Source organism: Flavobacterium sp. (assembly GCF_035292545.1).
Classification (GTDB): domain Bacteria; phylum Bacteroidota; class Bacteroidia; order Flavobacteriales; family Flavobacteriaceae; genus Flavobacterium.
The window spans coordinates 1-14,944 of the sequence record NZ_DATDPV010000081.1 but is presented as its reverse complement, the minus strand read 5'-3'; the positions used below and the strand labels follow the sequence as shown (position 1 = coordinate 14,944).

Annotated in this window: 12 protein-coding genes; 8 read left to right on the top strand and 4 right to left on the bottom strand. The window is 35.3% G+C overall.

The features are described 5' to 3' along the window. Positions 1-30: 30 nt before the first annotated feature. From VI621_RS13965 to VI621_RS13940, 6 genes are all read left to right on the top strand, one after another. A complete protein-coding gene (locus VI621_RS13965) occupies positions 31-1,809 on the top strand; it encodes an AMP-dependent synthetase/ligase (protein WP_324219024.1) in 1,779 nt (592 codons plus the stop codon). 135 nt (positions 1,810-1,944) lie between these two features. Next, positions 1,945-2,325 carry a hypothetical protein gene (locus VI621_RS13960; RefSeq protein ID WP_324219023.1) on the top strand — a complete coding sequence of 127 codons (381 nt, stop codon included), beginning with the start codon at positions 1,945-1,947 and terminating at the stop codon, positions 2,323-2,325. A gap of 150 nt (positions 2,326-2,475) precedes the next feature. Continuing rightward, positions 2,476-2,958: a MarR family winged helix-turn-helix transcriptional regulator gene (locus VI621_RS13955; protein ID WP_324219022.1), complete on the top strand. Its 483-nt coding sequence runs from the start codon at positions 2,476-2,478 to the stop codon at positions 2,956-2,958. 83 nt (positions 2,959-3,041) lie between these two features. Then, complete coding sequence (locus tag VI621_RS13950) at positions 3,042-5,432, top strand: 3-hydroxyacyl-CoA dehydrogenase/enoyl-CoA hydratase family protein (protein ID WP_324219021.1); 2,391 nt, start codon at positions 3,042-3,044, stop codon at positions 5,430-5,432. A gap of 38 nt (positions 5,433-5,470) precedes the next feature. Beyond that, a complete protein-coding gene (locus VI621_RS13945) occupies positions 5,471-6,652 on the top strand; it encodes an acetyl-CoA C-acyltransferase (RefSeq protein WP_324219020.1) in 1,182 nt (393 codons plus the stop codon). Positions 6,653-6,674: 22 nt separating this feature from the next. Beyond that, positions 6,675-8,465, top strand: coding sequence for an acyl-CoA dehydrogenase family protein (locus VI621_RS13940; RefSeq protein ID WP_324219019.1), 1,791 nt, complete (start codon positions 6,675-6,677; stop codon positions 8,463-8,465). Positions 8,466-8,580: 115 nt separating this feature from the next. On the opposite strand, the gene VI621_RS13935 is transcribed toward VI621_RS13940, so the two are convergent. Together VI621_RS13935 and VI621_RS13930 are read right to left on the bottom strand one after the other, a co-directional pair. Beyond that, positions 8,581-9,540 (bottom strand): YihY/virulence factor BrkB family protein, encoded by a 960-nt coding sequence (locus tag VI621_RS13935; protein WP_324219018.1) that lies wholly within the window; start codon positions 9,538-9,540, stop codon positions 8,581-8,583. A 15-nt stretch (positions 9,541-9,555) separates the two neighbouring features. Then, positions 9,556-10,758: an FAD-dependent oxidoreductase gene (locus tag VI621_RS13930; RefSeq protein WP_324219017.1), complete on the bottom strand. Its 1,203-nt coding sequence runs from the start codon at positions 10,756-10,758 to the stop codon at positions 9,556-9,558. Between the two features lie 152 nt (positions 10,759-10,910). Here VI621_RS13930 and VI621_RS13925 point away from each other — a divergent pair, with 152 nt between their 5' ends. Together VI621_RS13925 and VI621_RS13920 are read left to right on the top strand one after the other, a co-directional pair. Next, positions 10,911-11,438 (top strand): superoxide dismutase family protein, encoded by a 528-nt coding sequence (locus tag VI621_RS13925; RefSeq protein ID WP_324219016.1) that lies wholly within the window; start codon positions 10,911-10,913, stop codon positions 11,436-11,438. 82 nt (positions 11,439-11,520) lie between these two features. After that, on the top strand, positions 11,521-12,714 hold the full coding sequence (locus VI621_RS13920; protein WP_324219015.1) for an LETM1-related biofilm-associated protein: 1,194 nt from the start codon (positions 11,521-11,523) through the stop codon (positions 12,712-12,714). 39 nt (positions 12,715-12,753) lie between these two features. Here VI621_RS13920 and can read toward each other — a convergent pair whose 3' ends face one another. Together can and VI621_RS13910 are read right to left on the bottom strand one after the other, a co-directional pair. Next, positions 12,754-13,392 carry a carbonate dehydratase gene (gene can / locus VI621_RS13915; RefSeq protein WP_324219014.1) on the bottom strand — a complete coding sequence of 213 codons (639 nt, stop codon included), beginning with the start codon at positions 13,390-13,392 and terminating at the stop codon, positions 12,754-12,756. 100 nt (positions 13,393-13,492) lie between these two features. Then, positions 13,493-14,944, bottom strand: a 1,452-nt coding sequence (locus tag VI621_RS13910) for a SulP family inorganic anion transporter (RefSeq protein ID WP_324219013.1), incomplete at its 5' end; no start/stop codon positions are given.

The window sequence follows — 14,944 nt, the reverse complement described above, 5'->3', positions numbered from 1 at the left end:
ATTTGCATCAAAATAAATACTGCATCAAAAATGAACGCTATTACCCGATTGTTCGATTTTCCTTATTACCAACTTGAAAAACATTCTATTTCTGATGCATTGGTCACGAAATATAACGGTGTTTGGATAAAAACTTCAACCGAAGAATATATTGCTAAAGCCAATGCCATCTCAAGAGCACTTCTGAGGATGGACGTTCAAAAAAACGATAAGATTGCTGTAATTTCTACCAATAACAGAACCGAATGGAATATTCTTGATATTGGAATTTTACAAACCGGCGCACAAAATGTTCCTATTTATCCGACCATTTCTGAAGAGGATTATGAATATATTCTGAACCATTCCGGAGCCATTTATTGTTTTGTTTCTGATGCGGAAGTATTGCGAAAAATAAATCTGATTAAACATAATGTCCCTGCTTTAAAGGAAGTTTATGCATTCAATGAAATCCCAAATTGTAAAAACTGGACAGAATTATTGACTTTAGGTAAAGACCAAAGCAATCAAAATACAGTTGAAGAAAGAAAAAACAACGTACAATCCGAGGATTTAGCCACTATTATTTATACTTCGGGAACTACCGGAAGACCAAAAGGCGTGATGCTTTCTCATAAAAATATTGTTTCCAATGTATTGGATAGCTCTTCAAGAATTCCTTTTGAAGCGGGTAAAAGTCGAGCATTAAGCTTTCTTCCTATTTGTCATATCTTCGAAAGAATGATTTTATATTTATACCAATATTATGGTGTTTCCGTTTATTTTGGTGAATCAATAGACAAAATCAGTGACAATATCAAAGAAGTAAAACCAACGGTAATGACAGCCGTTCCAAGACTTCTTGAAAAAGTATATGATAAAATCTACGCAAAAGGAACTGAATTAACCGGCATCAAAAAGAAATTGTTTTTTTGGGCTATTGATTTGGGATTGCAATATGAACCTTATGGAGCTAATGGCGCATGGTATGAATTTCAATTGAAAATCGCACGTAAACTAATTTTCAGCAAATGGAAAGAAGGTTTGGGCGGTAACTTAGATTTAATGGTTTCGGGAAGCGCCGCTTTACAACCCAGATTAGCCCGAGTTTTTGCCGCTGCGGAAATTCCGGTTATGGAAGGTTATGGTTTAACCGAAACTTCTCCCGTTATTTCAGTAAATGACATGAGAAACGGAGGTTTCAAAGTAGGAACCGTTGGAAGAGTCATTGACAATGTGGAAGTGAAAATTGCAGAAGACGGAGAAATCCTTTGCAAAGGTCCTAATGTGATGATGGGCTATTATAAAGATGACAAATTAACCAATGAAGTTATAGAGAATGGCTATTTCCATACTGGCGACATTGGAGAAATAGATAAAGAAGGTTTTCTTAAAATTACCGACCGTAAAAAAGAAATGTTTAAAACCTCCGGTGGGAAATATATTGCGCCACAATTACTGGAAAACGCAATGAAACAATCCCGTTTTATTGAACAAATCATGGTTATTGGTGCTGGCGAAAAAATGCCGGCAGCTTTCATTCAGCCAAATTTTGATTTTATTGTTGATTGGGCGGCTATCCATAATATTGACATTGGAGCAACCAATGAAGAAATTATTGCCAATCCAAAAGTAATCGAGCGCATCCAGGAGGAAATAAATATGTTAAACGAAAAATTTGGCAACTGGGAAAAAATTAAACGCTTTGAATTAACACCTGATATTTGGTCCATTAATAGCGGGCACCTTACTCCTACACTGAAACTCAAAAGAAAAATTGTGATGGAAAAATATATAGATCTTTATAAAAAAATTTATATTCCGGCTTAAATTTAAAACTCCCTAATACAGGGAGTTTTTTTTTTGCTACAGATTTCCATGCCATAAAGAATAAGATTATAATTGTTAATTTTTGTTAATTGTTTTATATATTTACACAACTAATCAAATTAAAACCAAGACATTATGAAAATTAAAAATTTTTTACTCGCTGGTATTGCCGGAGGTATTGCCGATTTTTTGCTAGGCTGGTTGTTGTATGGAATTGTTTTTAAAGACTATTTCCCAAGTGAAATGCCAAATATGTTGTTTATCTTTTTGGGTTGCATGACTTTTGGGTTTTTTATTTCCTATATATTTATCCAATGGGCGTCTATTTCAAATTATCTGACAGGTCTAAAAGCCGGAGCAATGATTGGAATATTTATAGGACTAATGACTAATTTTTTTATGCGTGCTTCTTCAATGGAAGTCGATTATCAAAATTTCGGACTTGATTTAATAATTGGAATCGTAATGGGTGCTCTAGTCGGAGCTGTCGTTGCGGCAGTAAATGGAAAATTATAAAAGATTAAAATTTAACATTCTTTCTTATCCTAAAAACTCCTCAATCCTGAGGAGTTTTTTTTATATATCTCATTTGAAATAAAAAAATAACACTAATTTATTATGCGTGCATAATATTTTTTATTATATTTGATATTCTGATTTTGAAATATGAAAGATAAAACGATAGATTATATTTTAAGGGCCACCTGGCAAGCCGTTTCGAGAATGTATAATGAAGAAGCTTCAAAATACGGTGCAACCATGGCTACTGGGTTTGCCTTATTGAGTATGGATAAAGACAAAGGAACTCCTTCCACGGCTTTAGGTCCAAAAATGGGAATGGAAGCTACCAGCTTAACCAGAACCCTAAAATCGATGGAAGACAAAGGCTTAATCATCAGAAAGAAAAATCCTGAAGACGGTCGTGGCGTATTGATTTACTTAACCGAATTTGGTAAAGAAAAAAGAGAATTGTCAAAGAATACAGTTTTGAAATTCAACGAAACCGTAAGACAACATATTTCAGATGAAAAACTCCAGCATTTTATGGAAGTTTCCGAAATTATCAACGATTTAATTCAGGAAAAAAACATATTTAATCACACGAGCGTCAGCGAACTGGCGGAGCAAACCGAAAAAAAAAGAAAATGACATCGTCATGATTAAAAAAAACAATCAATAATATAAGAATGGCGATACCATATTCCAATAAAAAAAACAAATATTAACTACGTATGAAACGCACAATTAAAAAAGTTGCAGTAATCGGATCCGGAATTATGGGTTCGGGAATAGCCTGTCATTTTGCCAACATTGGTGTCGAGGTTTTGCTTTTGGATATTGTTCCAAGAGAGCTCACCGAAGCCGAAGCTAAAAAAGGACTCACTTTAGAAAGTAAAATCGTAAGAAACCGATTGGTAAATGAGCATTTGGCCAATTCATTAAAATCGAAGCCATCCCCTATCTACAATCAGAAATTTGCCAACCGAATTACAACGGGCAACACTACTGATGATATGTCAAAAATCGCTGCTGTCGATTGGATTATCGAGGTAGTTGTAGAACGTTTAGACATCAAAAAAATGGTGTTTGAACAAATCGAAAAATTCAGAAAACCCGGAACTTTAGTTACCTCAAATACTTCCGGAATTCCTATTCATTTTATGAGTGAAGGACGAAGTGACGATTTTCAAAAACACTTCTGTGGAACCCACTTTTTTAATCCCGCGCGCTATTTAAAATTATTCGAAATCATCCCAGGTCCGCAAACTTCAACTGAAGTATTGGACTTCCTTACTATATATGGAGAGAAATTTTTAGGCAAAACTTCGGTCGTAGCCAAAGATACTCCGGCTTTCATCGGAAACCGAATCGGTATTTTTGGTATCCAAAGTTTATTCCATTTGGTCAAAGAAATGGGATTAACCATCGAAGAAGTAGATAAATTGACTGGTCCAGTTATTGGCCGACCGAAATCGGCTACGTTCCGAACGGTTGACGTGGTTGGTTTGGATACTTTGGTACATGTTGCCAACGGAATTTACGAAAACTGTCCAACCGACGAAGCCCACGAATTGTTTAAACTTCCGGATTTCATCAACAAAATGATGGAAAACAAATGGCTGGGAAGCAAAACAGGACAAGGGTTTTATAAAAAAGTCGACAAAGACATTCTAACTTTAGATTTAGATACATTAGAATATCGTCCAGCTAAAAAAGCTTCCTTTGCAACTTTAGAACTTACTAAAACGATTGATAAACCAATTGACCGTTTCAAAGTTTTGGTAAAAGGGACAGACAAAGCTGGAGAATTTTACCGAAAAAGTTTTGCCGGAATGTTCGCTTACGTTTCCAACAGAATCCCTGAAATCTCTGATGAATTATACAAAATTGACGATGCGATGAAAGCCGGTTTCGGTTGGGAAAATGGTCCATTCGAAATTTGGGATGCCATCGGTGTTGAAAAAGGAATCGAAATCATGAAAACTGAAGGATTAACTCCTTCAGCTTGGGTAAATGATATGTTGGCTTCCGGAAGCAACAGTTTTTATACTGTAAAAGAAGGAGCAACTTATTTCTATAATATTCCAGCAAAATCACAAACTAAAGTTCCGGGGCAGGATTCGTTTATCATACTGAATAACATTCGCGAAAGCAAAAAAGTTTGGAGCAACAGCGGTGCCATTATACAAGACTTAGGAGACGGAATTTTGAATTTAGAATTCCAATCCAAAATGAATACCATTGGCGGCGATGTTTTACAAGGAATTAACAAAGCCATTGATTTAGCCGAAAAAGAATACCAAGGTTTGGTTATCGGAAATCAGGCAGCCAATTTCTCTGTTGGAGCCAATATCGGAATGATATTTATGATGGCCGTCGAACAAGAATACGATGAGCTGAATATGGCCATTAAAATGTTCCAGGACACAATGATGCGTGTGCGCTATTCCGGAATCCCAGTAGTCGTTGCACCACATGGGATGACTCTTGGTGGCGGTTGCGAAATGAGCATGCACGCTGATAAAGTGGTAGCTGCTGCAGAAACCTATATCGGATTAGTGGAATTTGGTGTCGGAGTAATTCCAGGCGGTGGCGGATCTAAAGAAATGGCATTGCGTGCGTCTGATTTATTCCGTAAAAACGATGTCGAACTGAATGTTTTACAAGAATATTTCTTAACTGTTGCTATGGCAAAAGTATCTAGCTCTGCTCATGAAGCATTCGATTTAGGAATTCTTCAACATGGAAAAGATATTGTAGTAGTGAATAAAGATCGTCAAATTGCCGAAGCCAAAAAACACGCTTTGTTAATGGCAGAAGCCGGTTACACACAACCTATTCGTAGAAATGACGTGAAAGTTCTCGGGAAACAAGCCTTGGGAATGTTCCTTGTTGGAACCGACCAAATGCAAGCCGGAAAATACATCTCGGAACACGATAAAAAAATTGCCAACAAACTGGCTTACGTAATGGCTGGTGGCGATTTATCCGAACCAACATTAGTATCCGAACAATATTTGTTGGATATCGAACGGGAAGCTTTCTTGTCCTTGTGTACCGAAAGAAAAACGTTGGAAAGAATCCAATTCATGTTAACCAAAGGAAAACCTCTAAGAAATTAAGAATTATAAATTTTTTATAAAAAATTTAAAATGTCCATATGAAAACAGCCTATATAGTAAAAGCATACAGAACAGCCGTTGGTAAAGCACCAAAAGGCGTGTTCCGATTTAAAAGACCCGATGAATTGGCGGCAGAAACCATTGAGTTCATGATGAATGAATTGCCTGATTTCGACAAGAAACGTATTGATGATGTCATGGTTGGAAATGCCATGCCTGAAGCAGAACAAGGTCTGAATGTGGGAAGATTGATTTCCTTAATGGGATTAAAAATCGAAGATGTTCCCGGTGTAACCGTAAACCGATATTGTGCATCAGGATTAGAAACCATCGGAATGGCTACAGCCAAAATCCAATCCGGAATGGCCGATTGTATTATTGCCGGTGGTGCAGAAAGCATGAGTTTTATCCCGATGGGCGGTTATAAACCCACTCCTGATTATGCTGTGGCAAAAGCAGGAAACGAAGATTATTATTGGGGAATGGGATTAACTGCCGAAGCGGTAGCCCATCAGTATAATATTTCTCGAGCAGACCAAGATGAGTTTGCTTATCAATCCCATATGAAAGCTTTGAAAGCGCAAGCTGAAGGTAAATTCGATAAACAAATTGTTCCAATTTCTATCGAGCAAACGTTCATCAATGAAAATGGTAAAAAAGAAACCAAATCGTATATAGTTAATAAAGATGAAGGACCAAGAGCCGGAACTTCTGTGGAAGCATTATCAGGATTAAGACCTGTTTTTGCAGCAGATGGAAGCGTAACCGCAGGAAATTCTTCTCAAATGAGTGATGGTGCGGCTTTTGTTTTAATCATGTCAGAAGAAATGGTTAAAGAATTAAACCTTACGCCTATTGCCCGATTGGTAAACTTTGCATCCGCAGGAGTTGAACCAAGAATCATGGGAATTGGTCCGGTAAAAGCCATTCCAAAAGCCTTGAAGCAAGCCGGTTTACAATTAAAAGATATTGATTTAATTGAATTGAATGAAGCTTTTGCTTCCCAATCATTAGCTGTAATTCGCGAATTGGATTTGAATCCTGATATCGTGAATGTAAATGGCGGAGCGATAGCTTTAGGTCATCCATTAGGTTGTACCGGAGCAAAATTATCCGTTCAATTATTTGACGAAATGAAAAGACGAGGAAACAAATACGGAATTGTTTCGATGTGTGTGGGAACCGGACAAGGTTCAGCAGGAATATATGAATTACTATAACTAACCGATAAAAGACATAATAATGAAAGATATAACAAGAGGCGGACAATTCCTCGTAAAAGAAACAAAGTGCGAAGACATCTTCACTCCAGAAGATTTTTCAGAAGAGCAATTAATGATGCGTGACTCGGTGAGAGAGTTTGTCGACAAAGAAATTTGGCCCAACAAAGACCGTTTTGAAAAGAAAGATTTTGCTCTTACAGTTGAATGTATGCGCAAGGCCGCAGAAATGGGCTTTTTGAGTATCGCTGTTCCTGAAGCCTATGGCGGAATGGGAATGGGTTTTGTAGAAACCGTTTTAGTTTGTGATTATATCTCGGGAGCAACAGGTTCGTTTTCGAGTGCTTTCGGTGCGCATACAGGAATTGGCACTATGCCAATTACTTTATATGGAACGGAAGAGCAAAAGCAAAAATACGTTCCTAAACTGGCTTCAGGCGAATGGTTTGGTGCTTATTGCCTGACAGAACCTGGCGCTGGATCGGATGCCAATTCCGGAAAAACAAAGGCTGTTTTATCCGAAGACGGAACGCACTATAAAATTTCTGGACAAAAAATGTGGATTACCAATGCCGGTTTTTGCAGTTTATTTATTGTATTTGCCCGAATTGGTGATGACAAAAACATTACAGGCTTTATCGTAGAAAATGATCCGAAAAATGGAATTTCTATGAATGAAGAAGAACATAAATTAGGAATTCGTGCCTCTTCTACCCGTCAGGTTTTCTTTGCAGAAACAAAAGTTCCTGTTGAAAACATGTTATCCGAAAGAGGAAATGGTTTCAAAATCGCCATGAATGCCTTAAATATCGGTCGTATCAAATTGGCTGCTGCCTGTCTGGATGCGCAACGCAGAATTACGACAAATGCAACCATATATGCCAACGAGAGAATTCAATTTAATACTCCCATTTCACAATTTGGAGCCATTCGTTCCAAATTAGCAGAAATGGCAGCCAATTGTTATGCCGGAGAAAGCGCTACATACAGAGCTGCGAAAGATATCGAAAATCGAATTGAAGCACGTGTAGCTGAAGGTGCTACTCATCAAGAAGCCGAATTGAAAGGGGTTGAAGAATATGCTATTGAATGTTCTATTTTAAAAGTAGCCGTTTCGGAAGATGTTCAAAATTGTGCGGACGAAGGAATTCAGATATTCGGTGGAATGGGCTTTTCTGAAGATACACCAATGGAAAGCGCCTGGAGAGATGCCCGAATTGCACGTATTTATGAAGGGACAAACGAAATCAACAGGATGCTTTCGGTAGGAATGCTAATCAAAAAAGCCATGAAAGGTCAGGTGGATTTATTAGGCCCCGCCATGAAAGTTTCCGAAGAATTAATGGGAATTCCTTCTTTTGATACTCCAGATTATTCAGAATTATTCGCCGAAGAAAAAGAAATGGTCGGCAAATTGAAAAAGGCATTCTTAATGGTTGCAGGAAGTGCCGTTCAGAAATTTGGCCCTGATTTGGATGCACACCAACAATTATTGATGGCTGCCGCTGATATGTTGATTGAAATTTATATGGCAGAATCTACCATTTTAAGAACCGAAAAATTAGTCAAAAAAGAAGGGGAAGCCAAAGTGCAGGAACAAATCGCTATGGCTAAATTATACTTATACAAAGCAGTTGATATTGTTACTCAAAAAGGTAAAGAAAGCGTGATTTCCTTTGCAGAAGGAGATGAACAACGCATGATGTTGATGGGCTTAAGACGCTTTACCAAATATACTAATATGCCAAATGTAGTTGCATTAAGAGAAACCATTACAACAAAATTGGTTGGAGAAAACGAATATTGTTTTTAAAAAATAGTTTTTAGTTAAGTTAATTGTTGAAAAAACCGTCAAGTTAAAATAACGAGACGGTTTTTTTTGTTTTTGAAGTCATTTCTTTATTAAAAAAAATCCTAAATATTGCCTATTATAAATTCTGTTTTTTTGCCTCTTCAGCAATTGAGATCATTTCTTTCTTTTTAATTTCTATAATCTCCACCTTAATTCCAACAGCATAAGCATTCGGAATAATTTTATTGCCATGTGCATTGGCATAAACTTTGGTGAATTCCGCTCCAAAATATAAGATAATTGCCGAATAATAAACCCAAATCAAAATGATAATCACAGACCCGGCCGCACCATAAACGGTTGCAACTGTGGAGCTTCCTAAATAAAATCCAATAGCAAATTTTCCTATCATAAAGAAAAATGAAGTAAAACTAGAACCTATCAAAGCATCTTTCCAGACAATATATCCATCGGGTAATGTTTTAAAAATAATTGAAAACAATACTGTCGTAGTCGCAAACAAGATTAATATGTTTAGAATATAAAATAAATAAACCGTGGTATTAGGAAAATGAATAATCAAGCGCGCATTTATAATATCCATTACCGTATTTACCATCAAACTTACTAATAGCAAAAACCCAACAGATGCAATCATAGAAAATGACATCAATCTGTTTTTAATAAATTTCATAACTCCTTTATTGGGCTTGGCTCTTAAACCCCAGATATAATTGATGGAACTTTGTATCTCAGCAAATACCCCAGATGCTCCTATTAACAACATGATTCCTCCAAATATAGCAGCAAACACATTACTGTTAGACAACTCGATATTCTTAATTGTTTCCTGGATTTGTAATGCCGCTTCATTGCCCACCATTCCATTAATTTGGATAAAAAACCTCCCGGTTATCGCTTCTCTTCCAAAGAAAAAACTTAAAATTGACAAAATAATAATTAACAATGGAGGCAATGAAAATATAGTAAAATATGACAATGAAGCACTCAATTTTAAGGCATTATCATCATCAAATTCATTGAAAGTTGTTTTTAATAAACCCCAACTTGTCTTAGCCAATTCTTTATGCTTCATATTTAAAACTATTTTTTATACTCTTCCGAAAGAAAATATTTCGGCATCCTTATTTTCATTTCCTTGAATTAAATCCCTAATTATTTCGGCAGCAATTAAACTGAATGTAATGCCATTGCCTCCAAAACCCAAAGCAAAATAACTGTTCGGCAATTTTTTATATTCACCAATAAAAGGTAATCCGTCCTTAGTGGCGCCAAAAGTTCCTGTCCAGCTAAATTCGGATTTGAATTCTAAATCGGGGAAAATTTTATGAACATCATTAACCAATTGTCTGGCTTTTTTGGCTATCAGCTTATCTCTTTTTTTAGGATCATAAAAATTAACATCTCTTCCTCCTACCAAAATTCGACCATCAGGAGTAGTTCGCATATATAAGTATGGATTTGCAGTATTCCACATTAAAACATTGTCCTTCCAGAAATTTTTCGATTCATATTGCTCACTAATTACTGCATAAGTAGATTTCAAATCAACTATTTTTTTATCAATAAAATGAGTTACTTCATACCCTGTCGCGTAAATTAATTTTTTGGTTTTAAGAATAAAACCGTGTTCGGTTTCCAGTTGAACACCATTTTTATGATGCTTAATTTTGGTTATGGTTGTGCGATCAAAAATATTTAAATCCTTATCTTTTTTATGTTGCAATAACCTATGGGTAAAGGCATAAGCATTTGTCTGGGCACCGTGATTAGATAAAATGGCTCCCGGTGACGAAAAATTAAATTCTTCTCGAATCGTATTTTCATCTAAATAGCGAACATCAAAACCCGCTTTTTTTCGGGCTGCATATTCTTTTTTTAGAAAAGGAACGTCTTTTTTGTAGGCAGCATAATAAAGGCTTTTTTTGAATTCAAATTCTTTAAACTCTAATTTTTTCGCAATTTCACCCAGCTCTTCTATGGCATGATTGCATAATTGATAGGCTCTTTCCGCATTTTTTTCTCCAACTAAATTTTTTAATTCTGATAATGGTGTGTCAATCTCATATTGCAAAAGTGACGTACTCGCACAACTGCTTCCTAATCCTATGGTTCTAGAATCAACAGTAACGCAATTTATTCCGGCATTAATTAAATAATAACGAACTAATGCTCCTGATATTCCCGCACCTATGATGACTACATCGGTTTCTATATTTTTAGTCAATTTAGGAAAGGTATAGGGCAAACCGTCTTTAATTAACCAAAATGGAAAACCCGCTTTTAAATTCATAATTGTACTAATTACTATAACCCTCAAAATTACACAAATATTGATTACGAATTTGAAATGACTATTGCATAATTTCCACATTCACGAAATTATAAAACAAAATCAGATTATATAATACCTATAATTTTCTTACCTTTGATAGAAAACATATCATGAAAAAAATAGTCATATTATTTAGTTTGGGATTAATCCTTTTTATTGGTTGTAAAACCAATATGGCATCTGATTATGATAAAAAATTAGCCGTTGGTTTTTTGTCAAAAAGTAATAGTAAAGTTTCCGGAACCGCTGTTTTTAAAGAAAAAGATGGAAAAGTTATCTTAGAAGCAAAAGTTACAGGATTGAAACCAGGAATCCATGCTATCCATATTCATGAGAAATCAGATTGTTCAGCTGCAGATGGAAGTTCAGCAGGTGGACATTGGAATCCTACTTTCAAAAAACATGGAAAATTAGGAGAAGGTGAAGCCCATAAAGGTGATATCGGGAATTTTACAGCAGATGAATTTGGAAACGGAACCGTAATTTTCACTACAGATGAATGGTGTATTGGTTGTGATGATAAGACAAAAGATATTCTTGGAAAAAGCTTAATCATACATCAGGATCCTGATGATTATATTTCTCAACCTACAGGAAATGCCGGAGCCAGAGTAGCTTGTTTGGCTATTATCAAATAAACTTTAATTTAAAATAAACTTAATACCAACTACATCCTCCATTTCACAAAAAAACATAGATTTGCAGCTTTAAACTATAGCAATGATTAATCCTTCGGCAAACGGCTGGATAGACAAATTTTTCTTGACGCAAAAACCTTCATCGGTTTCGGTTCATCCTGATTTGTTTTATAAAAAAGTGAGAGAAACTGGTTTCATTTATGGACACATTGTTTCTTTTGATACACTTGTCCCAATAAATACGAAAGGGTGGATTCAAAATGAAATTTCTAAAATTGCCTTACTCAATACTTTATATACTATTTATGGGCTAACTACTAAAGAAAGTAATCCTGAAAGCTTTGTATTAAAGGTCGTGGCTTTTTATAATGAAATGAACCCTCAAGGATTTAGTTTGTTTAAAAAAGTATTGCCCAATAGTTCACCCTCTTTAAATTTAGAAAAAATAATCGATACCCGTGTTCAAACCAATATCGATATTATTAGCAAAAACTTTTCTCATATTCTAACCAATGCCTTGCTTTTTGTAGATGCTTTGGCTTTTCACCAATATCTCATTCATGGTACAATTCCTGAAAAATATTTAAAAAAGATAGAAGAAGCCATTGTCAGTATTGTTTCGCTTGCGCTGAAAACCAAAACAAATAAATCTAAATATGATGATTTATTAATTAAACTTTTTGAGGCATCGGTTCGTTATAGTAAATTTTCCAAAGTAAATGTTCAGAATCTGGAAGACCTAAAATTAGATTATTTTACCTCTGAATTAGAGAAATATTATTTGATTGATATGGCAGGAATGGCGTTATGGAGTGATGGAATTATCGAAAAAAACGAAGCTTATTTTCTGCATAAATTAGCGGAATTCATGAGTGTTCCTGATAATTTTGTAACGGAAAGCATTAATAAAACCAATGGATTTATTACAAAATACAAAGATGAAATTCCTTATTTCAACTATTCAAATCCTGTAAAACATTTTTACGATCAAACGACCCAAAGTGTAGTGGTTTTGATTACTCGAAATAAAAATCGTTTGTATAAAGAAATATCCGAAAGCAAAGAATTGATGGTTTTACTGGCTCATTCCACAAGAAGGGATTTGAACGAAAAGGAAAAGAAAAAAGTCAAAAAACAATTGTTGGATATCTGCAAATCCATTCCTTCGCTAACCATCTTTTTATTACCCGGCGGAAGTTTATTATTACCGATATTAATCAAATTCATTCCTAAAATGTTACCATCATCATTCAATGAAAATCTGGATATTGAATAATAAAAAAGCCACTCGAAAGTGGCTTAATATTTAAAATATTTATTCAAAATTCAATTGATAGACTGCATCTAAATCTTTGTCCGAACTAAAATTGACATTCAAATCAGTAACAAACCCTGAATTCAATCCATAAGCCCAACCATGCAAAGTTAAATCCTGACCGTTTTTCCAAGCGGACTGAACAATCGACGTTTTAGCCAAATCGTATACTTGCTCTTTTACGTTTAATTCTACAAAAGTATTAAATCTTTCGTTTTCGTCAACAATCGAGTCCAAGTAAGCATTATGCAATCGATAAACGTCTTTTATATGACGAATCCAGTTGTCGATAATCCCAATGGAATCATTCCCCATTGCCGCTTTAATACCGCCACAACCGTAATGTCCGCAAACGATAACGTGTTTTACTTTCAAAACATTCACGGCATAATCCAGAACACTCAACATATTCATATCCGAATGCACCACCATATTGGCAATATTTCTATGCACGAAAACCTCCCCTGGTTTTGCACCGATGATTTCATTCGCCGGAACGCGACTATCTGAACAGCCAATCCATAATAATGGCGGCGTTTGTCCTTTGGCTAAATCTTTAAAATAATTGGGGTCTTTTGCCAATGCAGATTCAACCCAAACTTTATTATTATCTAATATTTTTTTATAAAAATCGCTCATAATCTTCTGTAATTATTGTTAATTATACAAACTTTAGTGTTAAATATTTACAACGTAAAGGAACTATTTTTTTACCTTTAATCCCTAATTATTGTATTTTTTATTGGTTTAGTAAGCCTTCTTTTTTAATTTCTTTTTTAATCATAACTCTTTTTGCAGCATCATAATAATGCTCAATAGTAACATGATTCTGCGTTTCCTCAGTGTTCTCTAACTGATATGCTTTTTTAAACCCTTTAAGTTTGACTTTAATATTTTCATCAATGGCTCTTGTGGTTTTAAATTCATGGATTAAATCCAAAATATCGTGAGCAATATAAACCGTATCATGAGCATTGATAATCACTTTTGAGTTTTCAGGAATTTCACTTAAGGTTGATTTGATTGCCGCTTTATTTAAAAAAGAAACTTCCTGTGCCAAATCAATATGAATAACATCGCCATCAGCATATTCTTCTTTTCTAAAATTGTAAGCTCGTTTGAGGTTTCCTTTTAAAACAAAAATGACACTGATAATGATTCCTAAAGCCACACCTTTCAATAAATCGGTAAAAACAACCGCCAGTAAAGTAGCGATAAATGGGACAAACTGGTATTTTCCCTTCTCCCAAAAGTGTTTAAAAGTCGCTGGTTTAGCCAATTTATATCCAACTAATAAAAGAATTGCAGCTAAGGTAGCCAACGGAATTTTATTCAAAACCAGTGGAATTGTAACCACACTTATCAATAACAAAAACCCGTGAATTATAGCTGACATTTTAGATTTGGCACCCGAATTATTATTTGCTGATGTACGTACAATTACAGATGTTAATGGCAAACCTCCTAAAAGTGAGCTCACCATATTACCAATTCCCTGAGCTTTCAATTCTATATTTGTATCAGTATAACGCTTCTGTGCGTCCATCCTGTCAGCCGCTTCAATACTTAATAAAGTTTCTATTGAAGCAACAATTGCTATTGTCAATGCTATCACCCAAACTTTAGGGTTAGTAATTCCCGAAAAATTTGGAGTAACTATAATGGACTTGAACTCCTCTAAAGTCGTAGGAACCGGCAAAGAAACCAAATGTTCTTTCCCAATAGCCAAAGAGCTTCCTGATATTGTGAAAATTTCATTTAAGATCACACCAACTACAACCGCAACAAGTGCGCCCGGAACCAATTTTAATCGCTTCAGAAAAGGTAATTTATCCCAGGCAATCAAAATAATTAAGGATAAAGCTGTGATGATTATAGAACCCAATTGAATATAATCCAAAATACCTAATAAAGCAGAAAACGTATTGCTTCCGTCCATCTGCACAAAGGATTGATCTCCTTCAAAATCGCTATCATAACCGAAAGCATGGGGCAATTGTTTCAAAATAATGATAATTCCGATTCCGGCCAACATTCCTTCAATCACATTCGTCGGGAAATAATTAGAAATGCTTCCCGCCTTAAGAAATCCTAATGCCAACTGGAATAACCCTGCAAAAAAAACTGCAGTCAAAAAGATGTCAAAAGCGCCTAAATCGGTAATCGCGGTAAGAACAATAGCCGTTAAACC

Excerpts from the sequence above, each read along its gene's own strand:
- VI621_RS13955 (WP_324219022.1), top strand. The coding sequence starts at position 2,476 with ATGAAAGATAAAACGATAGATTATATTTTAAGGGCCACCTGGCAAGCC.
- VI621_RS13920 (WP_324219015.1), top strand. The coding sequence starts at position 11,521 with ATGATTAATCCTTCGGCAAACGGCTGGATAGACAAATTTTTCTTGACG.
- VI621_RS13940 (WP_324219019.1), top strand. The coding sequence starts at position 6,675 with ATGAAAGATATAACAAGAGGCGGACAATTCCTCGTAAAAGAAACAAAG.
- VI621_RS13935 (WP_324219018.1), bottom strand. The coding sequence starts at position 9,540 with ATGAAGCATAAAGAATTGGCTAAGACAAGTTGGGGTTTATTAAAAACA.
- VI621_RS13945 (WP_324219020.1), top strand. The coding sequence starts at position 5,471 with ATGAAAACAGCCTATATAGTAAAAGCATACAGAACAGCCGTTGGTAAA.
- VI621_RS13925 (WP_324219016.1), top strand. The coding sequence starts at position 10,911 with ATGAAAAAAATAGTCATATTATTTAGTTTGGGATTAATCCTTTTTATT.
- VI621_RS13950 (WP_324219021.1), top strand. The coding sequence starts at position 3,042 with ATGAAACGCACAATTAAAAAAGTTGCAGTAATCGGATCCGGAATTATG.
- VI621_RS13960 (WP_324219023.1), top strand. The coding sequence starts at position 1,945 with ATGAAAATTAAAAATTTTTTACTCGCTGGTATTGCCGGAGGTATTGCC.
- VI621_RS13965 (WP_324219024.1), top strand. The coding sequence starts at position 31 with ATGAACGCTATTACCCGATTGTTCGATTTTCCTTATTACCAACTTGAA.
- VI621_RS13930 (WP_324219017.1), bottom strand. The coding sequence starts at position 10,758 with ATGAATTTAAAAGCGGGTTTTCCATTTTGGTTAATTAAAGACGGTTTG.
- can (WP_324219014.1), bottom strand. The coding sequence starts at position 13,392 with ATGAGCGATTTTTATAAAAAAATATTAGATAATAATAAAGTTTGGGTT.